Here is a 25,574-nt window from a genome sequence, read left to right on the forward strand (position 1 = left end):
CCTTGAAATTTACTATGAAAACAACCCAAAAGCCCATTTTTTTACTCAAAATGATAGTGGTATTACGGGCTTAAAGCGAGTATAATTTGAGTTGTTTGGGGCTTTTTATAGAAAAAGGGGCTGTGTTAATAAAAATGAATGTATTGTACGGAGTTGGCTTTGTCGCCGCTTGCTTGATTGCCCTCCTGATGACGCCTTTAGTTAAGCGTTTTGCATTCTGGGTAGGAGCGGTTGACGCACCTAATCATAGGAAGGTACATAGCCGGATTATGCCTAGACTGGGTGGGCTCGCTATTTTTATGGCATTTGTAGGAGCCTATTTTGTTGTTTCACCAGCTATGAGCTCAATTAATACGGACGTAGCATTAGGTTTATTGGTCGGAGGAACGATTATTGTAATTTTGGGTGCTTTGGATGACCGGTTTGATCTGTCCCCCAAAGTAAAGCTGCTTGGACAAATCGTTGCGGCATGTGTTGTTGTATATTCGGGTGTAGTTATAGATCTGGTTAATGTCCCATTCGGCAACACGACAATTTCTTTGACCTGGCTGGCCATTCCGCTTACAATTTTCTGGATTGTAGGAGTGACCAATGCAATTAATTTAATTGACGGACTGGATGGTTTATCGGCTGGTGTGTCTGGTATAGCTACTACAACCATTCTTATCTTGGCCTTAATGATGGGCAATGTTACCGTAGTGCTGTTGAGTGTTATATTACTTGGGAGCATCGTTGGCTTCTTATTTTATAATTTTCATCCAGCCAAGATTTTTATGGGGGATTCCGGATCTCTGTTCCTTGGATTTAGCTTAGCAACGTTATCGATTCTTGGTTTTAAACAAGCTACCGTATTGTCCTTATTGGTTCCAATCATGATTCTAGGTGTCCCTCTATCAGATACATTCTTTGCTATTCTGCGACGTTGGGTTAACAAGCTGCCTATTTCTAAGCCGGATAAGAGCCATCTACATCATTGTTTACTGCAGTTGGGCTTCAGCCATCGACTGACCGTGTTAATTATATATGGTATTGCTTCTGTTTTCGGTGTTTCAGCGGTACTCTTGTCTTATATGTCAGATAAAGAAGCCATTTGGGGCGTAGTGCTTTTGATCGTTGTTCTGGTTGCTATTCTGGTTTTGGGCGCAGAGGCTATTGGCATCATCAGTCAAACAAAAAAGCCGGTGCTAAGGTTCTTGCAAAAGGTTCGGGTTATGCTCGGCGCGCGTTCTCGTATGACGAAATAAATGAATTAACTAAATAAATGAATGAACCCCAAACCTACTTGGTTTGGGGTTCATTCATTTATTTAGCGGTTATATATAGAAGGAAACCATTATAAACTACTTACTAATTAACTTCTTCAGTGCGTTAAAACGCTTATGCAATGGGGGTTTAACTATTTATACGCGATGGAAAATAGTGAGTGATGACGAAAGTGATAGATCGGGTGTATACTAAGTCCTGTAAGTGAGTGAGACAAATGAAGTGATAGACAAGAAGGAGCACTGGCTCACAAACGGCGCTTTGAAGAAAATTAAAAAGTTTTTTTCAAAGAGCGCAACTTTTCAAACGACACTGCGTTTAATACAGTGAAACACAAACAAAAGGCTAAAGACCAGTTATTGTTGGATAAATTTCACAAAATAACCTCTTTACCTTACTAGTTTCGCAGTGTATAATGTATGAGGGCGCGCTAGTGCCTAGCCTATCATTCCTATTGTTTACTAGTTTCTGTGATCTTATACATCGCAGACCTTAAATAATTAATCATTTCGCTCAACTCTGGGAAGGGGGTGAATCGGCTAATGAGGGAATCGAGCTATAATTTATCTAAACAAAACTCTCAACAACCGAAAGATATTCGAGGAGGAGAAAAAAAGGTTATGAAAAAAAGTTTATCTACGATTTTATCCCTTGCTATGGCATTCTCAATGTTTTCTTCCGTAGCACTAGCTGCTGATGCAGATGCAGCTAAAACGTCCGCTGATTTCAGCGACTTGAAAGATCTTGATGCAGCAACAAAAGCAAAGTTTGACGCTTTGATCTCTGCTGGCGTATTTGATGGCGTTAAAGAAGGTACATTTGGTCTTAAAGACGAAATGAACCGCGCTCAATTCGCTAAAGTAGCAGCTTTGATCTTCGGATTGAAAGTTGACACTTCTTTGAAAACTTCAAGCTTCTCCGATGTTAAAGCTGACGATCCAGCTAATGGTTATGCTCTTGCTTACATCGAAGCAGTTAAAGCAGCAGGTATCACTGATGGTTACGCTCCTGGTCAATACAACCCAGCGGGTAAAGTAACTAAAGAACAATTGGCAACTTTCTTGATCCGCGGTCTTGGAAAAGACGCTGACGCTAAAGCTACTCCAGGTGTTAATGATGCAACTGTTACTGATTGGGCTAAAGGTTATGTAGCATTGGCTCTTAACTTGAAAGTGTTGTCCAATGGCGCTGACGGTAAATTCGGCGGTAACGTAAATGCAACTCGTGATATTCTAGTTCTTGGTGCTTACGAAGCGAAAGCTCAGTACAAAGGACCAGCTTTCAATGGTAAATATGCAATTTCTCAGTTCAAAGCAACTGACGCTAACGTGTTGACTCTTACACTTAACGGCGCATTGACTGAAGATGCTGCTAAAAACTTGAAAGTTGAAATCAAAAAAGACGGCTCAGTAATCACTTCCGGCTTCACTACTAAGTGGGATGACAAGAAAACTGTTGCTACTTTGACTTTTGATTCCAAATTCCAAGAATCCAAATACGAAGCTACAATTAGCGGTCTGAGCAACATCGATGAGACTAATAAAACAGCTTCAACTACTACATCTGTAGAGAAAATCACGAAAATTGATTTCTTGACAGCTTCTGATACTATTCCTTTGAAAGTAAACAAAGGCGGCACTAAACTTCTTGGTAAAGTACGCATTGAGTTCAAAGCTACTAACCAATATGGTGCAAAATCCAAATTGAGCGCAAGCAACTTTGACATCCGTGTAAACGGTGGTACATTCAGTAATGTTGCTGGCGAACAAGCTATTCAATTGAGCCAAGATTTGGATACAGAAAGAAATGACAGAATCTCTATCAGTGTTATGCACACTGACAGTGGTACACAAGTAAACAAAATCTTTGCAGTTGGCGACGAAGCTCTTGTCAGCAAAGTGGAACTTGGAGACTTGGTGAACGCTGCTGGTACGAAAATCGACAAAATCGAAGCAAAAAGCTCTAACAACTACTTGGATGTTAAAGCTTATGACCAATATGGCTTCCGTGTAGAAGAAAAAGACGCATTGAATGATGATGTTTCCGTAAACTTCTCAGACAATGATCTTGAAGAAGGTTCAGGTACTGGCGAACGTCCGAATGATCCGTTTGTAGATGATGTTGTTCTTGATGACGCTGCTGACTTGCAAATTCGTTCGACTAACAATGAAGAAAAAGATATTACTGTAACTGTATATGCTCGTGGTGGTAACTCCGCAAGTAAAACAATCAAAGTAAGTGCTTCTAAAATTCCTGCTACTGTTGAGTTTGGTTCATATAACTACACATTGGCTGAAGGCGATAGACTTACTGGCGACCAAGATGTGGATAAAAAGTTCTACATTCCTTTGATTGTAAAAGATTCTAAAGGTGATTTGTTGGATCCAGATGATATCGTAGACGCTTATAGCAATGGCGACAAAGATAGCAAGTTCAACATTCGTACTTCGAGTGGAATCACACTTGGTAAAGACAAAACTTCAGAAATCGTTAAAACGGGTGCTTATAAAGGATACCTAGCAGTTACTAGCGTAGACAGAAAAGGTTCCCAGTACGTAACTGTTAGCTTGGAAGATTACAGAACAGTTACTCAAACATTGAACATTTCTGTAAGTGAAGCACGTAAGGCTGATTCGATCAAATTCTCTACTGTACCTAAGAAATATATTCTTGGTGGAACAGACACAGAAGTTAAATACAAAATTTACGACCAAAACGGTACGGAATTGAAGTATGTTAATGATCCAGAAGCAACTTACAAAGTAAGATTGGATTACACAGGAACAGGAATTAAAAATCCAGGTCTTACTGGAGCTGCAGTTGAAGAAGTTTACTTGGCTTCTAAGGAAAATGCTGCAACTAGCTACGATACTGCTTCAATTGCTAACCCATACAAGAACCAATATGGTAAGAGAGAAACAGTTCTATCCGCTGTTTATGGCGCAAAATCAAGTGCAACTTTCGACTTGTTGCCTCCAGACGATCAAAAAGTAATTACTGACGATCACTTGTATGTTAATTCATGGGATAACTTCTATGATAAGTCCTTTAAGTTCTATTCGACAGCGAACGCAACTGAAGGAACATGGACTTTGAAAGCAACATTGATCAAAACACCTACAACAGGTAGAGATGCTGGTAAAGAAGTTGATCTAGACAGCATTTCCACTACAATTGAAAAAATCGATCCTAATAAGTCCGAGAATAAATTGACTTATGAAGTTTACCTTGACAAATCTGTCAACAACAACACAATTCTTGCTGCTGACGACTACTACGACGTAGTTAACAAAGCTGGTGGGGATACAGTTAAAGGCGCAACTTATGTTTATGACAACTTCAAAAAGGTTACAAAAGAAGTTAAGCTAAGAGCTAAAAAATCAAGCGGTGAAGAAGTAGCAATTGCTTCAGGCTTGTATAATGGTTCAAATGCTAACACTATCGTATCCGTTACTTCCAACAACCCATTAGTTGTAAATGTACCGACTACTGGTAAGAACTTTGTTGCTGGTTTGGATGCTGGTACTGCAAAAGTTAACGTAGTATTCAGAAACGCTAAAGGTGATCAAGAGTCCAAATCAATTGATGTAACTACTAAGAACGAAGCTCCAGTAGTAGCAAGTATCGTTCTACGTAAAACAGACAAAGCAGTTGCTGCTTCTGATATCAATGGTGGATTCCTATGGGGTAAAAAACTTGCTGAAAAAATCACTGTAAAAGATCAATTTGGTGATGAAATCGTGTCTGAGTTCAACCCAACTAACGAACCAAATGAAGAAGGCAACGTTCCAGATCAATTCTTGACTCAAAATGGTGGAGTTGGCCAAGATACAAACAAATTGTTGAACCTAAGCTTCTACATCTCTGATGTAGTAGGTACACAAGATGCTGCTAATGCAGTAAGTATCGATCCTAATGGTAAAATCAGCTACACTGGTACTACAATTACTGGCTTCACAGTTAACGTAATGGCTTCAAGCGGTGCAACTGCATCCTTCGGAGTAACTGTTAAGTAATAATCCTTAAAAGAAAGAAGGCCCTACGGGGTCTTCTTTTTTTTGTCTAATAAAGCTATACTTAACCGATAACCTTAAAATATAGAATCCAAATTTAAATGTACATACGAGGTGAATTCATGAAAACAGCAGCAAAAATTGTTATTAGTGCCTGCCTACTATGGTCATCAACCATCATCATAGCTGATGCAGATGGTGCTACTAATAATACTCAGGCCGGTACGATTGATGATCCGGTTATTACTAAGAGCTATTTTGAGCAGAACATTAGCTTAAAGGTAGCCGAAGAGATGAACAAACAGACGATCACTGAAGATAAAGTAAAACAAATCATAGCTGCAGAATTAGGAAATAACAAAGGTAATTCCAATGGATCCACTAATCCGCAACAGCCTTCTGTAGTGGTACCAGATTCGGGAAATACTAGTCTTACTGTACTTAAGCTCGAACCAGGACAGACCTTGTACGGTGGACCTGGTACTGAAATGATTGTTCGAAGTGGTAAAGTTACTATCATCAGTTCGGATGAGAATGGAGTTCCAGATGTAACATCAGGAAAAGATATAGTAGCTGGTGCGACGGTTGAACTTAATCATTTACTTATAATTCCACGTGAAGGCCGTGGTATTAAGGCCGATCCAAAATTGAAGCAAGACATTTATGTGATGGTTCGCGGATCTTTTCTACAAATTAATGCAGATGGTTCTAAGGTGACTCCATAAATTTTACCCATCTTGACAACAGTTTATACGACTTGTCCTATCAGACGCGGACATACTATGGTTACATCACATATGGAGGTGGATTTCATGGCAAAAGGGAAAAAAGTAGTGCCGGAAAGTCATCAAGCTTTGGATGCTCTAAAGTATGAAATTGCAGCAGAGATGGGATTGCCAGTCGGAAAGTCATTAGCACATTCCAATGTTGAATTTGCAACAGAGTTAGGGTCTCTTCCAGCTCAATCCATTAAGGAAGATTACTGGGGGCATATAACTTCACGTGATGCAGGTGCAGTAGGCGGGGCGATCTCAAGTCGTCTCATTCGTAAGGCGGAAGAAATACTGTTGAACTTATAATTAAGGCATTATTAATTTTATGGGAACTTGTGCAATTTTATTGACAGCCCTAGACAAATCCAGTAACATATTTAAAAGAAGGTCATGCTAAACCTTTTCCCATGGGAAAAGGTTGATTTTTTTGTATAGGAGCTTTTCGATACGAAAGTCATGGCCATAACTTCAACGAAAGTGCTTCGTTTTGAAGCTTTTCTTAATAAAATTCAACTACTTTTTAGGAGGTCGATAGTATGACAATACCACGCGGTCGACGCTTATTTACATCTGAGTCCGTAACTGAGGGGCATCCTGATAAGATTTGTGATCAGATTTCTGACTCCGTTCTTGATGCGTTTCTTGCTAATGATCCAAATGCTCGTGTTGCATGCGAAGTTTCGGTTGCTACTGGCTTGGTTCTAGTTATTGGTGAAATCTCAAGCCAATCCGAATATGTTGATATTCAATCTATTGCTCGTCAGACCATTAAGGAAATAGGATATACTCGTGCGAAGTTTGGTTTTGACTCCCAAACATGCGCAGTGTTGGTTTCTTTGAATGAGCAATCCGCTGATATCGCACAAGGTGTGGACAAGGCTCTTGAAGCTAGAGAAGGCCTAATGACTGACGAAGAGATTGAAGCAATTGGTGCAGGTGACCAAGGGATGATGTTTGGTTTCGCGGTTAACGAGACTCCAGAACTTATGCCATTGCCTATTTCGATAGCTCACCAATTATCCCGTCGTTTGACTGAAGTTCGTAAAAACGGTACTCTTCCTTACCTTCGTCCAGATGGTAAAACACAAGTAACGGTTGAATACGAAGGAGATATTCCTGTACGTGTTGATACAATCGTTGTATCGACTCAGCACAGTGAAGATGTTACTTTAGAACAAATTCAAGCGGACATTAAAGAACATGTCATCAAACCAATCGTTCCTGAGAAATTCTTAGGTGAGGATACTAAATATTTCATTAACCCTACAGGTCGTTTTGTTATCGGCGGTCCTCAAGGTGACGCTGGTTTAACAGGCCGTAAAATTATTGTAGATACGTATGGCGGTTATGCTCGTCATGGCGGCGGAGCTTTCTCCGGTAAGGATCCTACAAAAGTTGACAGATCCGGCGCATACGCAGCAAGATATGTAGCTAAGAACATTGTAGCTGCAGGCTTGGCTGACAAATGTGAAGTACAGCTTGCCTATGCAATTGGTGTTGCTCAACCGGTTTCGGTTGCTGTTGATACATTTGGAACAGGTAAAGTAAGCGAAGATAAGCTGGTAGAAGTAGTTCGTAAGCATTTTGATCTACGTCCTGCAGGCATTATTAAGGCATTGGATCTTCGCAAACCAATCTACAGACAAACTGCTGCTTATGGACATTTCGGTCGTACCGATGTAGATCTTCCATGGGAGCGTACAGATAAGGCAGAGCTGCTGAAACGTGATGCTCTAGCATAAGACTTAAAAGGACAAGCTCGGTTCAATTGAACTGAGCTTGTTTTTTGTGTTCATTAAAGGGTCGCGGTATTCTTTGAATGGTAGATCCTCCTGTGTGTAGGTTGGTCTATTTCGCTACTCTATTAATTTTCGCCATATTATCGTAACTTTTTCAATAGTAATAGAGTCTATAATAGAGGAGAGTGGGATAAGAAGGGAGAAACACAACGTGAGTAAACATAAAGTATGGGTTTCGGTGTCATCTTTGGTGTTGTCAGCTATGATCGGTTTTTCACCGTTATTGTCGACAGCTAACGTTTACGCTGAAACAGCAGAGCCATCAGTTACGATGGTAAGTCAAGATATACTAACATCAGGCGCGATTTTGAAAAAATATGTTTGGAAGTCCATACGCAGTAAAAAAGAAATTACAACTAATGCAAATGTGGTAGAAGTGGATCTTACCAATCCGAATGTTAAATTGGACGTAATGTCGGGAACTGATAATCAGTTCACAAAGAAACAAAGCGTATTGGGCATGGCTACAGAAACTAAAGCTGTGGCAGGGGTCAATGGTGACTTTTACAATACCCAAGCTGAAGGCGTACCTATGGGACCAGAGATTGCTAACGGGCAGCTTATGGCAACACCGCCGTATTTACCAGGCTTTTATTCATTCGCTATATCTCAAAACAATGTTCCTATTGTAGATTTATTTACTTTTGCAGGTTCGGTAACAGCTAAGGATGGTGCGAAATTTACGCTGGGCGGAATTAACAAGACCTACTATTGGTTTGAGCCGGGTGGAGAGCATAGTCATATTGATGCTATGTTTATGTACACGAATGCGTGGGGACAAGTGGATCGCTCTAACGACGGCGTGACGGTTCCAACTGAAGTGCTGGTTCAAAAGGGTATTATTACGAAAATAGCCGAAAATACTATTATTGATATGATTGCTCCGAAGGATGGTTATATACTGCGTACTTCAGGGCTAGCTGCGGATTTTGTCAAACAGCATCTAAAGGTTGGCGACCCGCTAGTGGCGGATTATCAAATCCTTCCCCAGGATTCTAGCAAAACGTATGATGCGAAAAATTTTAAAATGATGATAGGCGGCCATACGATTCTGGTGGATGAGGGACAGCCTACGGAGTTTTCCAGAGAAGTAGGCAGCTTGTGCTGCACCCGCTCTAGAACAGCCCTCGGATACTCGAAGGATTTGAAGACAGCCTATGTCATTACCGCTGATAATAGCGGAGACAGTAAGGGTTTAACCATGGCTGAGCTACAGCAATTCATGATTAAAGTGGGTGTATGGAAAGGGTTAAATCTGGATGGAGGCGGTTCGACACAGATGGTTGCGCGTCCCCTGGGTGAATTTAATCCTGTGTTGATCAACAAAACGGAAACGGGCATTCAACGTAAGGTGGTTAATGGAGTAGGAGTGTTCTCTACAGCGCCACAAGGCGAGGTAAAGGGACTTTTCATCCAAACTCCGAATGTATTGTTCGTTAATGAACAGGCTCCTTTGCAATTTAAAGCCTATGATGAATTCTACAATCCTGTGGTGACAGATAAAGTTGCTGCTAATTGGACGGTTGATAGTCAATCGGGTTCTTTTAAAGAAAACATATTTACCCCTATCAAGCCAGGTATCGCGAAAGTAACTGCAGCTTCGGGAAAAGGAAGCCAATCGGCAGAGGTGGAAGTAGCGGGTAGAGACCAAATTACCGGACTGAAGATTAATGCTGCCAACATCGCTTTAACGGAAGGGGAAAGCTATAAGCTGCCCGTTATCGCAACAACGAAGTCGGGTAAAACAAGAGAAGTTCCGGCAGGGCTGATTCAATGGGAAGTTATTGGTATGAAGGCTGAGGTCAAGGACGGCATCCTGTCAGTTAACAGCTTACAAGGGACTTCTCAAGCTCAACTTATCGCACGTTATGATGGCTACAGTACCATGCTGACGATTGCTGTTGGAAAAGACAAGGTATGGTATGACTTGGACAATTTTGCTGTGATGACAATGTCTCGAGGGCTGCCTGAAGCGGTTTCAGCATCTGTGTATATAAAAGAGAATGAAATCAAAAATAAATACTTAGAGTTGAACTATGATTTCACAAAAGGTACTGGTACCAAGTGGGCTTATGCTGATTTGGATACAAGTATTCTAATCGATGATGAGCCGCAGCTTATTAAGCTTAAGGTTAACGGAGACGAGAGCTTAAATGCTTTAAAAACGGAGATAAAGGATAACAGTGGCAAAGTGTATTATGTTGAAATTGTGCCAAGTATTAATTGGAAGGGCTGGAAGCTGGTATCTGCAGACCTATCCGAGTACAATCTTAAATACCCTATAGCGGTGAAAAGTGTTTATGTGGTAAATGAGGAAATAGGACAAGATGAGCGCGCGGCAAAAGGGAAAATCGAGATTGACGATATTACCTTTAGTTATAAAGGTCAGGTAACAGCTCCTGCAAAAAGCACAGTCAATCTGACGGTTAATAAGACAGCGGTAGCTGTAAACGGAAAGAGCATGACATTAGAGCAGGCTCCAGTTATTGAAAAAGGAAATACTTTGATTCCGATTCGTTTTGTAACGGATGCATTGGGTGGTACGGTTCGTTGGGATGATAAGGAGCGTAAAGTCACGGTCATTCGTGGTGATAAAATGGTAGACCTCTACATCGATAATCCAGATGTCATTGTTAACGGTCAACGGATAACAGCAGAGGTTGCACCTAAAATCATGAACAATCTTACGGTAGTACCGCTTCGTATTCTTTCAGAGAATTTGGGCTGGAAAGTGACTTGGGATGGGAAGACCCAGCAGATTACTCTACAATAATTAGTCCTAATCGCCTCTTACAAACGTGGCGAAATATGTTACTATATTGCATAAGAGCCTATTCCAGTAGGAATAAAGACTGGGTAGGCTCTCCCTGGTTGAATCGTTCGTGAAGGAGCCTGACCTGAATGCAAGTGGATGCTTTAGACCGCATTATCAAAAATGCGATTGACGTCATGGAGAGTAGCAAATATCAGATTTTCGAAATCTGTGAGAGTGTTCGGTCAGAACGCAATGCTCTGAACAAAGAATTGCAGCAAGTTATTGATTCAACCTCGCAAACCATTGAACAGGTTGACCGGGTTGAATTGGAATACCGCAGGGCACGTGTGCGTTTAACGGAAGTAAGTCGCGACTTCAAGCGATTTACAGAGGAAGACATTCGGACAGCCTATGAGCTGGCTACGCATTTGCAAACCCAGCTTGCCATGCTTAGGGAGAAAGAAGTTCACCTGAAAGCAAGACGGGATGATTTGCAGAAGCGGATCAAGAATGTAGACAAGCAATTGGAAAGAGCGGAGTCCGTTGTATCCCAAGTCAATGTAGTACTTGAGTATTTAACGGGAGACTTGAACCAAGTTACACGCTTGCTGGAGTCTGCCAAGAATCGACAGCTTTTGGGTTTGAAAATTATTTTGGCCCAGGAAGAAGAACGCAAACGGATTGCCCGGGAAATACACGATGGCTTAGCGCAAACCATGGCTAATGTAGTGCTTCGTACGGAGATTGCAGAACGGATGCTTTCCAAGCAAGCCTTTTCTTCGGTTAAGGAGGAGCTTATTGATTTAAAAGGGCAGGTAAGGAGCGGCATTGAAGAGGTTCGTAAGATTATATTTAATCTGAGACCAATGGCTCTTGATGACCTCGGTCTTATTCCCGCCTTACGTAAGTTTGTTCAGGACTATGAAGAAAAAACGAAAATTTGGACGAAGTTCGAATTAGTAGGTAAAGACACCCGGCTTCCTTCTGGAATGGAAGTTGCTATATATCGACTGGTGCAAGAAGCGTTCTCAAATGTTCTAAAGCATGCTCATGCATCGAATATTACTTTAGAAGTAACTTTTCAACAGCAAATGGTTAAGATAGTCGTAACGGATAACGGGATCGGCTTTGTTGTAGAAATGATTGACAAGAAGATTGAAAAAGGCAGCCATTACGGATTAATGGGTATGAGAGAGCGTGTGGAGCTGTTGGAAGGAAGAATGGAAATCCAGTCAACAAAAGACGTAGGTACGAAGGTATCACTTCTCATTCCAATAAAACTAGAGTCGAAGGAGGATTAATTATGGACATAATAGGAACCTCAAAGCGCAACATAAAGCTAGTTCTTGCCGATGATCATCAATTGTTTCGCGAAGGGGTTAAACGTATTCTCAATATGGAGAATGACCTGGAAGTAGTAGGGGAATGCGGAGACGGTATCCAAGTTATTGAGCTCTGCAATACATTGAATCCTGACATCGTGTTGATGGATATTAATATGCCTGTAGAAAATGGCGTTGTGGCAACGGAAAAGCTTAAAGAAATATTTCCTGATATAAAAGTAATTATTTTATCGATTCATGATGACGAGAGCTATGTGTTTGAAACGCTACGTAAAGGTGCTTCCGGATATTTGTTGAAGGATATGGAGGCGGAGTCACTCATTAATGCGATTCGTTCAGTAGTAGCAGGACATGCATACATACATCCTAAAGTAACGGGTAAGCTGATAAACCAGCTGCGCCGGATGACCTATTTAGATGAAGTGGGAGCTGCTGGGTCAGGTGCTGTTCCGAAAGAAGCTGGAGTTAAGTATATCCATACCGATAGCAGTCCGCTAACAAGACGGGAAGCCGAGGTGCTCCGTTTGATGGCCGAGGGGAAAAGTAATAAGATGATTGGCGAATTTTTGTTTATTAGTGAGAAAACGGTCAAAAATCATGTGAGCAGCATCCTTCAAAAAATGGAAGTGGATGACCGTACACAAGCTGTTATTGTTGCTATTAAGAATGGCTGGGTAACATTGTAAGAAACGTACCTAGCTTACCCGCGCGAGTGGTCAAAGATCTATTTTACACCGAGAGAGGAACCGACCAACCTGTAGCCGCATATAATGGGTTTAAGGGAGGGAGCCGCGATGGTGTTAGGATTGTTGTGGATCTTTGGCAGCTATGCTGCGAGTATCGCCTTGGTGCATTGGTTTTACCGGCGTCACCGGAATGAGGCTAGAGAGGCGACGCATTTCTTATTGCTTACCTGTAACAGTCAAATGCAGGTTGAGTGGTATATCCGATCCTTATTTTTTTTCTCGCGGCTGAAAGGCAGGGAAATTCAAGTAACTTTAGCGGATGAAGGCTCGACTGATGATACGTTGGCGATAGTTGACCGAATACGGCGAGAATATCAAGTAGATATTAGCAGCTTTGAAGCTGTTGGTTCTTTGGAGGAATGGATTGAGCAGCATGAGGATAAGCAGGTTATTGTTGTGCGACTCGGACAGCAAGATGGATTAGTAACCGCTTACAAAATGTTTTGAAAATGGGTGCTGGGCGGTGAGCGATGAAGGTTGTGTTGTATTCAGTTAGGAAGGATCACACAAGCTCGTGGCATATCTCTTTGGATATAAGGGCGGATTTGATCTATTGGTTCGGTCAGCATAAAGATTCGTTACGGATCTGGATGCTGGAACCGTCCATTTCGTATGGACAAGCTGTTGGTTTGTGTGAAAAATTGAGTTTATTGGAGCACAGTAGGGAGCTATTACCTCGGCCTGAATCATTACTTCGAGCAATAACACAGCAAGCGGCAGCTTTGGGAATCCCTCTGACTAATGGTCATGGGAGTGATGATCCACGTATAGTGGAATGCGATCTTGAGCAGTGGGAAGCTTACCGGATGAGCCAGACTAACGGTCTGCTGCGAATCGAGGAGGACCAACTGTCAGTGCTTATTGCGGGCATGCAGGGTCGAAGCTTGCTTATGGACGAGGTCACCCAGCTCATGGAGCACTACGGTCTTATTGGAGCAGCAACTGAACCAATGGCTTATGTGCAAACTGCATGCTTACAAGGTGCCCTGCATCTCAATCAAGGAGTTCTAGTTCAGAAGCTGCAGCGCAAGCTGCCCTTCTTACGTAAAGAAACGGCCTCTAAGTGCCATCGATGTGGTGGTGAGGACGAGCAGCTGGTCTATACGGATTGTATATTTTGCGGGACGGCATGTCCGTACTGTGAGCAGTGCTTAACGATGGGAAGATCGCGTTATTGCGCCATCATGGTCAGCGCTTCATTAGAGCCGGGGATGTTGAGTAAGTCGGAAGCTTATTATCATGATGACTTGGAATCGAAGCTATCGCTCTCATTAGATTCATATATACAGCCTTGGGGACTCAGTGAGATCCAAGCTGAAGCATCTTTGGAGGCATTGGCTTTTTTGAAAGCAAATGATTTACAAATGGCGGGTGCCAATCCTGTACGGGAACAACGGAGGTTTCTGATCTGGGCTGTGACAGGAGCGGGTAAAACCGAAATGATCTTTCCATTGATCCAGTACACCGTTGCCCAAGGAGGCAAGGTTGTCGTGGCTACGCCGAGGCGGGATGTGGTGCTGGAGCTGAAACCGCGCTTGGAGAAGGCCTTCGCACCAACACCGGTCGTTACTTTATATGGGGGAAGCGAGCAGCGATGGGACTCAGGAACGATTACGATTGCGACAACACACCAGCTTCTGCGGTTTCATCATGCCTTTGACCTCGTCATAATTGATGAACTCGATGCTTTTCCTTATCATAACAATCCAATGCTGGAATACGCTGCACAGAAGGTATGCAAAACAACTGGCGCTACCGTATTATTATCAGCAACACCTCCTAAACATCTTCAGAAGGCGGCCAAGCGCCGTCATTTACCCCACGTAAAGGTAGCAGCAAGGTTTCATCGCCATCCGCTGCCTGTACCTATCCTCATGAGCAGTGCGCCACTAGCGCAGCAGCTCAAACAGTCATCCCTACCCATCAAGCTAAAGCATAGAATGATGACCTCTTTAGAAAGAGGCGCACAGGTTTTTGTATTTGTACCGAAAATATATATGGTTGAACCTTTAACGCAGCTGTTAAGTCGGTTATTTCCCGAAATTGTGGTGCAAGGGACCTCGTCAAAGGACGATAACCGTACGCAAAAAGTAGGAGATTTCCGCAACAAGCAAGTGCGTATGCTGATTACGACAACGATTCTGGAGCGTGGAGTTACGATTCCGAAATCCGATGTGTTTATTTTGGATGCGGACGCGCCAATCTTTGATTCAGCTGCATTGGTTCAAATGGCGGGGAGAGCAGGACGTTCAGCGGATGACCCTGCAGGCAGTGTGTTTTTTGTAGCAAAAGAAAGGACACGCGCACAAGTCGAAGCTACCCGTCAGATTAAGGGAATGAACGCTCTGGCTAGAAAGAAAGGATATTTACGTACGAAGGAAGTGACGAAATCGTAAAATACTCATCAGCTAGTCGCCAACGGTTCTCTTTTCGACAGTGGTTACGACAAATAGTAACAAAAGCAGAGTCCATGCTTGCTCCTAATCGTCTGACCTGCCTAGCCTGCCATGCAGCTTATACAAGCCCAGGGGAGCTCCCATTATGCCGTAATTGTGCAGATAAGATCCCTTGGATCCTACAGCCTCGTTGTGCAACATGCGGTCGCCCAGAAACGTGTATGGATTGCGTTCGACGAAAAGACTCTTATTTCGAGCGGAATCGCAGTGCGGTTAGCTACAATCCTCAAATGAAAGGATGGTTGGGGATTTACAAATACCGAGGTCACGAGGAGATGCGGCGATTGATTGGTTCGATGCTGCTGCATGCCTATAATCTACATAAACATGAAGCAGTAGTCGGTTCTGCTGACTGCTCAGAAATGATCACCTACGTTCCACTAAGTGACAAAAGGCTCACGGAACGCGGCTTCAATCAATCGCAGCAGCTTGCCGAGGAATTGGGGCGCAAGACGGGGCTTCCGGTTATACCACTGCTTCAAAGAACGCGTCATACGGACAAGCAGAGCTTTAAGACCAGAGTGGACCGGATAGAGGATTTGCAGGGTGTTTTTGCAGTAGATCCTTCGGCCAAGGACAAGCATAAAGCTCTATTTTCAAGCTCTAAGGTTACTCTGTATGTGGTAGATGATGTCTACACGACAGGCAGCACTTTGAACGAGTGTGCTAAAGCTATTAAGAAGGAGTTTCATTCTGTCGATATATGTGGAATAAGCTGGGCTAGATAGCCAAATTGTTATTTTCATTGTACCAGATGCGTTAAGATACTATAATGAGAGAAACAACTTGAGGACGGATTAATGAGCAGTTTTTAAAAGAGAGGGGGATCATTAATGAGTGATAAGAAGCTGGATCTGATAATGGACATGCTTGTAGGATTGAAGACAGATGTAGAGGGTCTGAAAATGGGTATGCAGGGTCTGAAATCAGATATGCAGGTTATAAAAAGAGAACAGCAGCAGCAAGGGGATGTTATTCATCAGCTTGTCAAAATGGTAGGAGAAAACAACAAGCATCATGTTAAAATAATGGACGAACTGAATACACATGAGCATAATATTGAAATTTTGAACAAGAATCAGTTGAAGCTTGAGACAGAGATAAGCAAATTAAAAAGTAGGTAGCTCATCACGCATTCAGCACTTTTTCTTGTGTCATCCAATGATCATTTTTTCATTTATGTAAGGGGGAAGCATTATGAGTTTAAATGTGGATAATTGTCAGCGCTGCGGTAAAGTCTATATAAAGAATACTTATGGAATTTGTGGAAATTGTATTAAGAGTATAGATTTGCAGTATGAGAAATGTTTAAAATATTTACGTGAATATCGCTCTTGCACCATTAATGAATTAAGCGAAGCAACTGAGGTTTCGGTCGGCCAGATTACGAAGTTTATCCGCGAAGGCCGAATTTCTATTAAGGGAAATGCGAATATGAGCTATGACTGTGAAGTATGTGGCACACAAATTCGTGAACATACGATGTGCGAGCCGTGTAGGTCTAGATTGGCCAAGGAAACAAATCAAATGCGTGAGGATGAGACCCGTAAAAAGATACAAGAAGTACAGAGCCATAAAGCTACCTATAACATACGGGATCGCTTGAACGATCGCCATTAATTAAAGCTCTGACAAAATTTAATATAAACTTTTCCCATAACTTCACCGATAAAAGTAATAACGCTTTTACGGTGGAGTTATTTTTAGGTGAAAATGAGGTGTAGGTTATGAAGATAAATGGAACTAACAGAGTCGGTGCGGTGAACCAATATCAGAAGAATCACGATGCGATGTCTACTTCGACAGCTGGAAAGACCGGTAAGAAGAAAGATCAAGTCGAAATTTCGAGTGAAGCCAAAGAGCTTCTAGGCTCGTCCAACTCGACGGCGGCAGAGCATTCAAAAGAACAGATAGATTCGCTAAAATCATCGGTTGCAGCAGGCACCTACAAGGTTGATGCCAGGTCGCTCGCAGATAAGCTGTTTCCTTTCATAAAGTAATACTCAATCTGGATAATTAGGTGGATGAGCATGGCATTCCAAGCTTTGATTCAAACGATGACGGCACTAAACGAGATCCATGACACTTTGTTCGAATTAGCTGAGCTGAAGAAGCAGGTGCTCATCCGCAATGATGTGGAGCAACTGACGCAGATCGTTACCAAAGAAAATAAGTTGGTGAAACAAATCGGCGAGTTGGATCGGCAGCGGATTGAAGTGATCGGACAGTTTTTAATTGAGAAGGGCTACAAGCCCAATCCCAAAGTAACGGTAAGTGATTTGACTAAGATTATTTTTAACATTGATGATAAGAAAGCGTTGTTAGGGCTACAGAAGCAGCTTCTTGGAACAATTCGGAAATTAAGAGAATTGAATCAATTGAATCAACAGCTTATTGAGCATTCTTTATCATTTATCGATTATTCATTGGATCTTTTTGTCGGACCTCCAGATGATGACATCATTTATCAAAAGCCTCGACAAAGTTCTAACGGGAACAAACGGTTGGGCATATTTGACACCAGAGCATAGGCGATGTGAACAAGCAGATTAGAGGAGGGGACTTTATATATGCGTTCCACATTTAGTGGTATTGAAATATCGAAGCGGGCCTTATTTACACAACAGGAAGCGCTGAACACAACCGGGCATAACGTGGCTAATGCCAACACTAGGGGGTATTCCCGTCAGGTAGTGAACATGGTTGCGGCAAAGCCAACAGAAGCCTTGGGACTACAGAGAAGTACGGTTCCAGGACAGATGGGGCAGGGTGTTGAGTTTACTTCAATTACACGAGTTCGTGAGAATTTCTTGGATTCACAGTTTTATAACGAAAACAAATCTTCTGGTGAATGGAATATTCGGCAGGATACGCTTGATAAGCTAGAGGCAATTATCAATGAGCCGTCAGACACAGGTGTTAGACAAGTTATTCAGAACTTCTGGAATGCATGGCAGGAGCTTAGCAAGGCTCCGGACAATCTAACAGCGCGGGCTGTTGTTAAAGAAAGCGCACTTGCGATGGCTGATGCATTTAATCATACCTCGAAGCAATTAAGCGATCTAACCAGTGATTTAACGGATAATATCAGGGTCAAGTCAACTTACATTAATTCTACCACACAACAGGTTGCAGCTTTAAATAACGAAATTTATAGGATAGAAGGCTTTGGGAATAACGCTAATGACCTTCGCGATCAGCGTAACGTTCTACTGGACGACTTGTCGAAAACCGTTAATATTACGGTTCAAGAAGATGCCAATGGATATAGAGTTTCTATGGGAGGCCAGGTGCTGGTAGATGGCTTTAATGTCGCATCAACCGTAACCCCTGAATCGCTTGAGGGCAGCTTCGGGGGAGATCTTGCCAGTGGCGAAGTATACGGTATGATTTACTCACGGGATAAATTAGTTGCGTCGTATCGCAATGAGATCGATACCATGGTTAAAACAATGGTTGAAGGCGATATTAAGATTACATTGCCTGTTGGTTCTGTTTTGCCAGAAGGAACTGTTGTTGGAAGCAAAACATTTTCGGGGTCGATTGCGGATAGAACCTTGCAAGATACCGATACCAAAGAAATTACGGTCAAGGGCTTTAATGGACTGCATAAGCTTGGTTATGTTCTTGATAATGGAAAGGCTGCTGTGGGATCAGACTTTTTCATTAGTGATGGAGCAACCCTATCGGCAGCAACGCTTAAGGTTAACCCTATAATAGAGAACGATGTTTCCAAGATTGCAGCATCACTGAGAACCTACGTCGATCCAGCAGATAACGTGGAGAAAGTGGTACGGGGTAATAATGACATGTCCTTACTTATTGCAGGGTTAAGAGATAAGCCATTTAGTTTTGATCCCACAGGTTCTGGTGCTGTTGTGTTGAAGGATGGAACGATTGATGAGTTCTTCCGTGCTGTAGTTGGACAATTAGGTGTTCAAGGCCAAGAGGCGCAGAGACAAGCTACGAATCAGCAGGTTTTGGTGGAGCAGGTGGAAGCACGAAGGCAGTCGGTTAGCGGTGTTTCTATGGATGAAGAAATGGCCAATATGATCAAGTTCCAGCATGCTTACAATGCAGCGGCGAGAGCTATGACCTCATATGATGAGATACTGGATAAAGTTATCAATAGTATGGGGATAGTAGGAAGATAATTTATAAAACTAAGTGAAGTTTGAGGTGAGCGGATTGCAAAGAGTGACTCAATCCATAATGAGCAGCCAATTTCTACGGAATTTGAATACCAACATGAACCAAATGGACAACCTGCAAAATCAGCTGTCAACAGGACGTAGAATTAATAAACCCTCGGATGATCCGGTTGGCATAAGCTTTTCAATGCGCTACCGTAGCGAATTATCTGCCAATGATCAGTACCAATCGAATGCGAGCGCCGCTACATCTTGGTTGTCATATACGGACACGATTCTGGGTCAAGCAGGCGATGTGCTTCAGAAGCTGAGAGAATCAGCGGTTAAGGCTTCTAATGGAACCAATCCGCAAGAGGCATTGGATACCATTAAGTCGGAGGCTTCACAGCTTTATGAGCAGATGGTTGACATCGGTAACAGTCAGTTTAATGGAAAGTATGTGTTTAATGGAGAACTTACGGATGTGCAGCCGTACACTCTAGAAAATGCTCAAAATGAGCAACCAGATGAAGGGGTTATTCAATTCGAGATCGGTGTGGGTGTGAAAATCGGAGTAAATGCATCAGCTGGCAAAATTTTTGGAACACCGACAGATCCGGATAATGTTTTTAAAATTACTAAGGATTTTGTGACTGCATTAGGCAAGGGAGATTTCACCGGAATTAATAAAGCGATCGAGGATTTCGATTTACGGATGAACAAGGTTCTCGATATGCGTTCGGATACAGGAGCTAAGATGAATAGAATCGAACTGTCAGAGGATCGATTGAAGGATGTCGCTATTAACGTTGCGAGCCTTCAATCCAAAACAGAGGATGCGGATATGGCAGTTGTTATTACCAACATGAAGGTTGCAGAGAATGTATATCAAGCCTCTCTTTCCACTGGGGCCAAGATCATCCAGCCTAGCTTGGTCGATTTTCTCAGGTAAAAGGAGATTGATTAAATGTTTCCACTACCCTCGATCCAAATTCGTCAGGAATATGCTCAGATTGGTATTGATGCTGATCTAGGTCAATATGAAATGAGACAGCCGCGTCCAACGATGGAGATGCAGCAAACTTCAACGAAGCTGGAAATGCATCAACCGAATGGTGAACTAGAAATAGATCAGAGTAAAGCTTGGGACGCATTGGGCTTGCCTGGTACGCTAGAGGTTATGAATCGGATCTACAGCCAGTCTCGCGATATTGCCTTGCAAGGTATTGCCAGAAGGGTAGAAGACGGCAATCGCATGTACGCCATCCATAAGGGGGGAAACCCTATTGCTGATATAGCGGTGGAGCGCAGCCAGATCAGCGGGTTTTCCGAGCTTGACTTTGTTGGAGAAGCGGCATACGACAATGTGGATATCCACTTCAACCGTAGGGCCCCAGAAATACAAGCAGAGCGAGGCGGCGTACAGATTAATACCCAAGTCAATCGTCCTGAAATCGAATATCACCGCGGCAAGCTTGAGTATTCGATGCTGCGATGGGGCAAGGTCGAGATTACACCACCACAAATTGATACGTTAATGTGAATGTTCACATGCTATGGATTGAAGCCGATCTATAGCTTTTTGTTTTTTATTCGAAGGTTGAGAGGATGGAGATGGATGAGGTTGTTAACATCAAGATTTGGTGAGGTTGAGATTGATAAAGAGAGTACCTATATTTTTTCACATGGATTGCCGGGCTTCGAGGAGTTACAACAATTTGCTTTCTTACCCATACAAGAAGATTCGCACTTTCTGTTTATGCAATCGGTAGATCAGGGGGATTTGGCTTTCATTGTTACGAATCCGTTTGAGTTTTTCTCTGATTATGAATTTGACCTATCGGAAGCGGTTAGAGATGAATTGCAGATTGTTAAAGATACAGATGTTATCGTTCTGAGTATGGTTTCGGTTCAGGATCATATTCAAGAGGCAACAGTGAACTTGTTGGCTCCTATTATTATTAATATTAAGCATAAGCTTGCTCGTCAAATTATTTTGCATGGATCACCTTATAGTATTAAGCACAAGCTATTTCCTAATAACCACAAGGAAGATTCCCAACCTGGGAAGGAGAGTTCGACATGCTAGTACTGTCAAGAAAGAAAGGCGAGTCCATCATCATTGGGGAGCATGTTGAGATTATCATACTGGACAGTGAAGGCGATGTTGTTAAGATAGGAATTCAAGCACCCAAGTCTGTCGAAGTGTATCGAAAAGAAGTATATGAACAAATCAAGCAAATGAATCAGGAATCGACAATAAGCTGGAATAAAGCAAGTGACTTAGGTAAAATGTTCAAAAAGAAAACCGAATAATGACGAAATACAAATTATTTTAAAAAACGAAAAAATGCTCTAAACAATTCGGTGTCGAAATTCGATATATAATATAGGTGGTTCTAATAGGTACGGCCGACCTATATAGAATAGTCCAAACTAACTAACCACATGGATGTGGTTATAACTTCAAGGAGGAAGAACAAATGAGAATTAATCACAACATTGCAGCATTGAACACTCACCGTCAATTAACTAACAACAGCGGTGCAACGAACAAAGCACTTGAGAAATTATCTTCCGGTCTTCGTATCAACAAAGCGGCTGACGATGCAGCAGGTCTTGCAATTTCCGAAAAAATGCGCGGACAAATTCGCGGATTGACTCAGGCTAGCAGCAACGCTCAAGATAGCATTTCCTTGATTCAAACGGCTGAGGGTGCGATGAATGAAACTCACTCCATCCTTCAACGTATGCGCGAACTAGCTGTTCAAGCATCCAACGATACGTCAACAGATTCTGACCGTGCTTCACTTCAAAAAGAGGTTTCCCAGTTGAAATCCGAGGTTGACCGTATTGCTAGCACAACAGAGTTCAATACTAAGAAATTGTTGAACGGTAGCTTGAGCGGCGCTAAAACTGCTCAAGGCTCTATTGATGTATCCAGCAGCTTCAAAGCGGCTGATATTGCTGCAACGGGCGGAACGGCTGCAGCAGGTCTTGCAGCTGCGACAAGCAGTGCTTCTGCAGGAAAAGCAGGAACAGGTGCTACCCAAACAGGACAAGCAGCAGTAGCTCAGAATACCATCATTCAAACAGGCGTAAATGACACGTTTGCACTTACCATTAATGGCGTTGCTACCGCAGCTGAAGTAACAATTGCAGCAAGCACAGGTAGCGGCTATACACGTTCGCAATTTGTCGATGCAATTAATACGGCAATTAAGAATGCAGTCAATAACAACGTTGCGGGTGGCAAAGAAGCTAATAATGAGTTCAACCAAGCAGTAGCCAGCTTGACTGCAGATAACCATCTCCAATTTTCGACAGTAGCAACCGGCAGCAGTTCAACTATTAGCGTAGCAGTTGCTGATCCTACTACAGGGGCAACTTCCGCTCTATCTGCTTTGGGCTTTAAAGGTAACTCCAATACATCTGTTGGTACAGTAGATCATAAAAATGGTGTTACTGTGGCTGCAGCCAATGATTTGGATTTTGATCTAACAATTGGTGGCGGAGCGGCAAAAACAATTGCTTTAGCTGCTACTTATTTAGGCACTCACACATTTGACGACCTGAAATCATCCTTGCAAACAGAAATTAATGCTCAATATGGAGAGGGTATTGTAACAGTTGGAGATGACGGCAACGGGCATCTTAAACTGACCTCTAACATCGCGAGTAACACCTTGACAATTGGGGGAGGTAAGTCAGCAGCTCTGTTTGGAACAACAACTACAACAACACAACCTACTATTCCTACAGCAGTTAGTACAAAAGGAACCGACGCAGTAATAGGTGTGGAAGCAGGAACATTCATTTCCGCAGGAGCTAATGATCAGCTTAGCATCAGCGTAGATGGCGCTACAGCTTCCAGCATCACATTGACAGCTGGTAATTATAAAGATGCCAAAGCATTGGCAAATGAAGTTAACAACCAAATTAACAGCAACAGTGCTTTAGTGGGTAAAGTTAGTGCACAGGTTGATAGCAGCACGGGTAAACTTCAATTTGTTTCGGCTTCAACAGGTTCTACCTCCAGCGTAGTAATCGGCAGTTCCTCTTCTGCTGCAGCTGCTATTGGATTTGCAGGTTCGGTAGGAACAATTAGTGATACAGTAGGTGGAACAGATCTTGCACCAGGTGTTGATTTGACTGCGGCTGCTACTGACACCAAATTTACAGTTACTCTTGGCAACAAAGCTGTTTCAATCGATTTGGCTGGCCAACCAGGAATCAACACAGATAGCTCTTTAACTACCAAAGAAAGCTCTCGTGATGCCATTGTTAGAGGCTTGCAAGCTGCTTTGAACAAAGCATTTGGCGATGGAGCTATTACAGTTAATACTACTAAAGCTACTGGCGGCGCTGATTACTTGACTTTAACAACGAACTCTCGCGCAAGCGCGTTTAGCGTTACTGATGGAACTGGTCAAACAGGAGCAGCTGCATTGTTCGGTGCTGACGTTTCTGCTACAGTAAATTCCTCTGGTGTTAACCAAACATCATTCGGTACTGACGCAGTGAAAGGTAATCTTTCAACAAATACGGCTCTTAAAGCTTTGGCTGATGCAGATGGTAACAACCTAGGAATTACTGCGGGTAATGTTATCAACATCTCCGGAACTCAGAATGGTAAAGGCTTTGCAACTTCTGTAACTGTGGGAGCTACTTCAACTGTTGCTGATATCATGAATGCAATGCGTGGTTTGGACCAATTCCAAGGTTCTACTATTTCCTTGGATGCTACTTCAGGTAAAATCCAAGTTACAGGTAAAGACGGAGCAACTAACGACATCTCTAACCTGAACTTCACTGCTCAAAAATCAGCTGTAGATACTACAGGTGTAGCTAGCTTTAACACTGTATTCGGCAGCTTTACTACAACTCAACAAGCTCAAAATGCTAGCTCCGACAAATCCTTGTTTATGCAAATCGGCGCTAACCAAGGTCAAACATTGAAAGTTGACATCAATGATATTGGTACAGAAGCACTTCGCATTCAAGATGTTGATGTTTCCACTGCTGCTGGTGCACAAACAGCTATCAGCGTTGTGAACAATGCTATTGAGTCCGTTTCCGCTGAGCGTGCTAAGCTTGGTGCTTTCCAAAACCGTTTGGAACACACAATCAACAACTTGGGAACTTCCGCAGAAAACCTGACTTCCTCCGAGTCCCGTATCCGCGATGTAGATATGGCGAAGGAAATGATGGAATTCACGAAGAACAATATCTTGTCTCAAGCAGCTCAATCCATGCTTGCGCAAGCTAACCAACAGCCTCAAGGCGTTCTTCAATTGCTTCGTTAATCTTTATCATCATGAAGAAAGAGACCTTAGTTTGACTAAGGTCTCTTTTTACTACTACACATAGGAAGAAGAGATATAATGGAACGTTATGCAGATGTAATCAAACAAATGGAGCCGTTGATAGTCACATGTTCAGAAGGAATTGACCATATTTCCAAGCTGATTGAACAAGGATTATTCGAACAATCCATTATGCTGTTTACCGATGTGGTCAATGCCTTTTGTGAAATCGAGAATGCTTTATTAAATATGGAAAACGATCTTCCGGAGAACTTGGTTGAAGGCCTTGTAAATATGCTTAATGATTCCATTAGACCCGTTGTTGAGGCTTATGAAACATCCGATTGGAATACCGTTCAGACGACCATTCAGGTCCAATTACGGCCTGTCTTTATAGAGTGGAAGGAACGGATGAATTTGGAAGTATTTTCATCGATCGCCTCCCAATGAATCATGCACCCGACTGTGATTAATTATTTGCCCAGCTTTTTTCTAAACAATCCGCAGCCTTATTCCGATAAATAAGGTAGTTGTATAAATGGGATGGAGGTTCAAGTATGAGTTTAACGAACGGTATTACCAACACATCCAGCGGAGCAGATCGAATTATTCCAGCAAGTGCAGCACCAACTACCATAGAATCCACAACGAATCCTATTAAGGATTCAGAGGCTGCTGTTCTGACTATTCAGTCAGCTTCCGAGTTGAAGCAAGCTCAATCACATGGAGAGCTTCTTCCGATCAGTGATGAGAATTTTATCAAGGCAATTGATAAGGCCTTGAAGGCTATTCAAGGCAGGAATACAACATTCGAATATTTAGTTCATAAACAAACGCAGCAAATTGTCATAAAAGTACTGGACAAGGAATCAGGAGAACTCATTAGAGAAATTCCCCCTGAAAAGAATCTTGACTTTATATCTAAATTGATGGAAAAAGCAGGCTTATTTGTAGATCAACGCAGATAGAGTAAACTAATATAGATTAAGC

22 protein-coding genes and 2 pseudogenes are annotated in these 25,574 nt (G+C 42.4%); all 24 read left to right on the top strand.

Annotation, left to right across the window (positions count from 1 at the left end; translation table 11 throughout):
• Positions 1-134: 134 nt before the first annotated feature.
• The 24 genes and pseudogenes from GC093_RS18020 (at position 135) to GC093_RS18135 (ending at position 25,552) form a co-directional block, all read left to right on the top strand.
• On the top strand, positions 135-1,244 hold the full coding sequence (locus GC093_RS18020; protein ID WP_171653279.1) for an MraY family glycosyltransferase: 1,110 nt from the start codon (positions 135-137) through the stop codon (positions 1,242-1,244).
• Between the two features lie 561 nt (positions 1,245-1,805).
• The gene (locus tag GC093_RS18025) at positions 1,806-5,279 is read left to right on the top strand and encodes an S-layer homology domain-containing protein (RefSeq protein ID WP_171653280.1); all 3,474 of its coding nucleotides are present in this window, start codon (positions 1,806-1,808) and stop codon (positions 5,277-5,279) included.
• Between the two features lie 119 nt (positions 5,280-5,398).
• Positions 5,399-6,001, top strand: a complete 603-nt coding sequence (locus GC093_RS18030) for a hypothetical protein (RefSeq protein ID WP_171653281.1) — start codon at positions 5,399-5,401, stop codon at positions 5,999-6,001.
• A gap of 87 nt (positions 6,002-6,088) precedes the next feature.
• Positions 6,089-6,355, top strand: a complete 267-nt coding sequence (locus GC093_RS18035) for an alpha/beta-type small acid-soluble spore protein (RefSeq protein ID WP_171653282.1) — start codon at positions 6,089-6,091, stop codon at positions 6,353-6,355.
• A 230-nt stretch (positions 6,356-6,585) separates the two neighbouring features.
• Positions 6,586-7,791: a methionine adenosyltransferase gene (metK, locus tag GC093_RS18040; protein ID WP_216624686.1), complete on the top strand. Its 1,206-nt coding sequence runs from the start codon at positions 6,586-6,588 to the stop codon at positions 7,789-7,791.
• A gap of 208 nt (positions 7,792-7,999) precedes the next feature.
• The gene (locus GC093_RS18045; protein ID WP_312886556.1) at positions 8,000-10,621 is read left to right on the top strand and encodes a stalk domain-containing protein; all 2,622 of its coding nucleotides are present in this window, start codon (positions 8,000-8,002) and stop codon (positions 10,619-10,621) included.
• A gap of 128 nt (positions 10,622-10,749) precedes the next feature.
• A complete protein-coding gene (locus GC093_RS18050; protein WP_171653283.1) occupies positions 10,750-11,904 on the top strand; it encodes a sensor histidine kinase in 1,155 nt (384 codons plus the stop codon).
• 2 nt (positions 11,905-11,906) lie between these two features.
• On the top strand, positions 11,907-12,632 hold the full coding sequence (locus GC093_RS18055) for a response regulator (RefSeq protein WP_171653284.1): 726 nt from the start codon (positions 11,907-11,909) through the stop codon (positions 12,630-12,632).
• Between the two features lie 108 nt (positions 12,633-12,740).
• Positions 12,741-13,139, top strand: coding sequence for a hypothetical protein (locus GC093_RS18060; RefSeq protein ID WP_171653285.1), 399 nt, complete (start codon positions 12,741-12,743; stop codon positions 13,137-13,139).
• A gap of 23 nt (positions 13,140-13,162) precedes the next feature.
• A complete protein-coding gene (locus GC093_RS18065; protein WP_171653286.1) occupies positions 13,163-15,088 on the top strand; it encodes an ATP-dependent helicase ComFA in 1,926 nt (641 codons plus the stop codon).
• A 290-nt stretch (positions 15,089-15,378) separates the two neighbouring features.
• Positions 15,379-15,876: a ComF family protein gene (locus GC093_RS18070; RefSeq protein WP_246314717.1), complete on the top strand. Its 498-nt coding sequence runs from the start codon at positions 15,379-15,381 to the stop codon at positions 15,874-15,876.
• Positions 15,877-15,981: 105 nt separating this feature from the next.
• Positions 15,982-16,272: a hypothetical protein gene (locus tag GC093_RS18075; protein WP_171653288.1), complete on the top strand. Its 291-nt coding sequence runs from the start codon at positions 15,982-15,984 to the stop codon at positions 16,270-16,272.
• 73 nt (positions 16,273-16,345) lie between these two features.
• Positions 16,346-16,768, top strand: a complete 423-nt coding sequence (locus tag GC093_RS18080) for a flagellar protein (protein WP_171653289.1) — start codon at positions 16,346-16,348, stop codon at positions 16,766-16,768.
• Positions 16,769-16,875: 107 nt separating this feature from the next.
• Entirely contained in the window at positions 16,876-17,148 is a 273-nt protein-coding gene (flgM, locus tag GC093_RS18085; protein ID WP_171653290.1) for a flagellar biosynthesis anti-sigma factor FlgM, read from the top strand.
• A gap of 30 nt (positions 17,149-17,178) precedes the next feature.
• On the top strand, positions 17,179-17,679 hold the full coding sequence (locus GC093_RS18090) for a flagellar protein FlgN (RefSeq protein WP_171653291.1): 501 nt from the start codon (positions 17,179-17,181) through the stop codon (positions 17,677-17,679).
• A gap of 39 nt (positions 17,680-17,718) precedes the next feature.
• Positions 17,719-19,302: a flagellar hook-associated protein FlgK gene (gene flgK, locus GC093_RS18095; RefSeq protein WP_171653292.1), complete on the top strand. Its 1,584-nt coding sequence runs from the start codon at positions 17,719-17,721 to the stop codon at positions 19,300-19,302.
• Positions 19,303-19,345: 43 nt separating this feature from the next.
• A complete protein-coding gene (gene flgL / locus GC093_RS18100) occupies positions 19,346-20,230 on the top strand; it encodes a flagellar hook-associated protein FlgL (RefSeq protein ID WP_312886560.1) in 885 nt (294 codons plus the stop codon).
• A 15-nt stretch (positions 20,231-20,245) separates the two neighbouring features.
• Positions 20,246-20,821 (top strand): DUF6470 family protein, encoded by a 576-nt coding sequence (locus GC093_RS18105; protein ID WP_246314727.1) that lies wholly within the window; start codon positions 20,246-20,248, stop codon positions 20,819-20,821.
• Between the two features lie 75 nt (positions 20,822-20,896).
• On the top strand, positions 20,897-21,367 hold the full coding sequence (gene fliW / locus GC093_RS18110) for a flagellar assembly protein FliW (RefSeq protein ID WP_171653293.1): 471 nt from the start codon (positions 20,897-20,899) through the stop codon (positions 21,365-21,367).
• Complete coding sequence (csrA, locus tag GC093_RS18115) at positions 21,361-21,594, top strand: carbon storage regulator CsrA (protein ID WP_171653294.1); 234 nt, start codon at positions 21,361-21,363, stop codon at positions 21,592-21,594. The genes fliW and csrA overlap by 7 nt, the downstream gene beginning before the upstream one ends.
• A 167-nt stretch (positions 21,595-21,761) precedes the next feature.
• Positions 21,762-22,118: pseudogene (locus GC093_RS18120) on the top strand (flagellin N-terminal helical domain-containing protein); the annotation flags it as partial.
• A gap of 2,196 nt (positions 22,119-24,314) precedes the next feature.
• Positions 24,315-24,584: pseudogene (locus tag GC093_RS18125) on the top strand (flagellin); the annotation flags it as partial.
• Positions 24,585-24,662: 78 nt separating this feature from the next.
• Positions 24,663-25,034: a DUF8042 domain-containing protein gene (locus tag GC093_RS18130; RefSeq protein ID WP_171653295.1), complete on the top strand. Its 372-nt coding sequence runs from the start codon at positions 24,663-24,665 to the stop codon at positions 25,032-25,034.
• Between the two features lie 107 nt (positions 25,035-25,141).
• Complete coding sequence (locus GC093_RS18135) at positions 25,142-25,552, top strand: flagellar protein FlaG (protein ID WP_171653296.1); 411 nt, start codon at positions 25,142-25,144, stop codon at positions 25,550-25,552.
• Positions 25,553-25,574: the final 22 nt, after the last annotated feature.

The sequence above is a fragment of the Paenibacillus foliorum genome (genome assembly GCF_013141765.1).
Lineage (GTDB): Bacteria > Bacillota > Bacilli > Paenibacillales > NBRC-103111 > Paenibacillus_S > Paenibacillus_S foliorum.

Bases quoted from the DNA above. Each gene is read 5' to 3' on its own strand.
- GC093_RS18020 (WP_171653279.1), top strand. From the start codon at position 135: ATGAATGTATTGTACGGAGTTGGCTTTGTCGCCGCTTGCTTGATTGCC.
- GC093_RS18025 (WP_171653280.1), top strand. From the start codon at position 1,806: ATGAGGGAATCGAGCTATAATTTATCTAAACAAAACTCTCAACAACCG.
- GC093_RS18030 (WP_171653281.1), top strand. From the start codon at position 5,399: ATGAAAACAGCAGCAAAAATTGTTATTAGTGCCTGCCTACTATGGTCA.
- GC093_RS18035 (WP_171653282.1), top strand. From the start codon at position 6,089: ATGGCAAAAGGGAAAAAAGTAGTGCCGGAAAGTCATCAAGCTTTGGAT.
- metK (WP_216624686.1), top strand. From the start codon at position 6,586: ATGACAATACCACGCGGTCGACGCTTATTTACATCTGAGTCCGTAACT.
- GC093_RS18050 (WP_171653283.1), top strand. From the start codon at position 10,750: ATGCAAGTGGATGCTTTAGACCGCATTATCAAAAATGCGATTGACGTC.
- GC093_RS18055 (WP_171653284.1), top strand. From the start codon at position 11,907: ATGGACATAATAGGAACCTCAAAGCGCAACATAAAGCTAGTTCTTGCC.
- GC093_RS18060 (WP_171653285.1), top strand. From the start codon at position 12,741: ATGGTGTTAGGATTGTTGTGGATCTTTGGCAGCTATGCTGCGAGTATC.
- GC093_RS18065 (WP_171653286.1), top strand. From the start codon at position 13,163: ATGAAGGTTGTGTTGTATTCAGTTAGGAAGGATCACACAAGCTCGTGG.
- GC093_RS18070 (WP_246314717.1), top strand. From the start codon at position 15,379: ATGAAAGGATGGTTGGGGATTTACAAATACCGAGGTCACGAGGAGATG.
- GC093_RS18075 (WP_171653288.1), top strand. From the start codon at position 15,982: ATGAGTGATAAGAAGCTGGATCTGATAATGGACATGCTTGTAGGATTG.
- GC093_RS18080 (WP_171653289.1), top strand. From the start codon at position 16,346: ATGAGTTTAAATGTGGATAATTGTCAGCGCTGCGGTAAAGTCTATATA.
- flgM (WP_171653290.1), top strand. From the start codon at position 16,876: ATGAAGATAAATGGAACTAACAGAGTCGGTGCGGTGAACCAATATCAG.
- GC093_RS18090 (WP_171653291.1), top strand. From the start codon at position 17,179: ATGGCATTCCAAGCTTTGATTCAAACGATGACGGCACTAAACGAGATC.
- flgK (WP_171653292.1), top strand. From the start codon at position 17,719: ATGCGTTCCACATTTAGTGGTATTGAAATATCGAAGCGGGCCTTATTT.
- GC093_RS18105 (WP_246314727.1), top strand. From the start codon at position 20,246: ATGTTTCCACTACCCTCGATCCAAATTCGTCAGGAATATGCTCAGATT.
- fliW (WP_171653293.1), top strand. From the start codon at position 20,897: ATGAGGTTGTTAACATCAAGATTTGGTGAGGTTGAGATTGATAAAGAG.
- csrA (WP_171653294.1), top strand. From the start codon at position 21,361: ATGCTAGTACTGTCAAGAAAGAAAGGCGAGTCCATCATCATTGGGGAG.
- GC093_RS18130 (WP_171653295.1), top strand. From the start codon at position 24,663: ATGGAACGTTATGCAGATGTAATCAAACAAATGGAGCCGTTGATAGTC.
- GC093_RS18135 (WP_171653296.1), top strand. From the start codon at position 25,142: ATGAGTTTAACGAACGGTATTACCAACACATCCAGCGGAGCAGATCGA.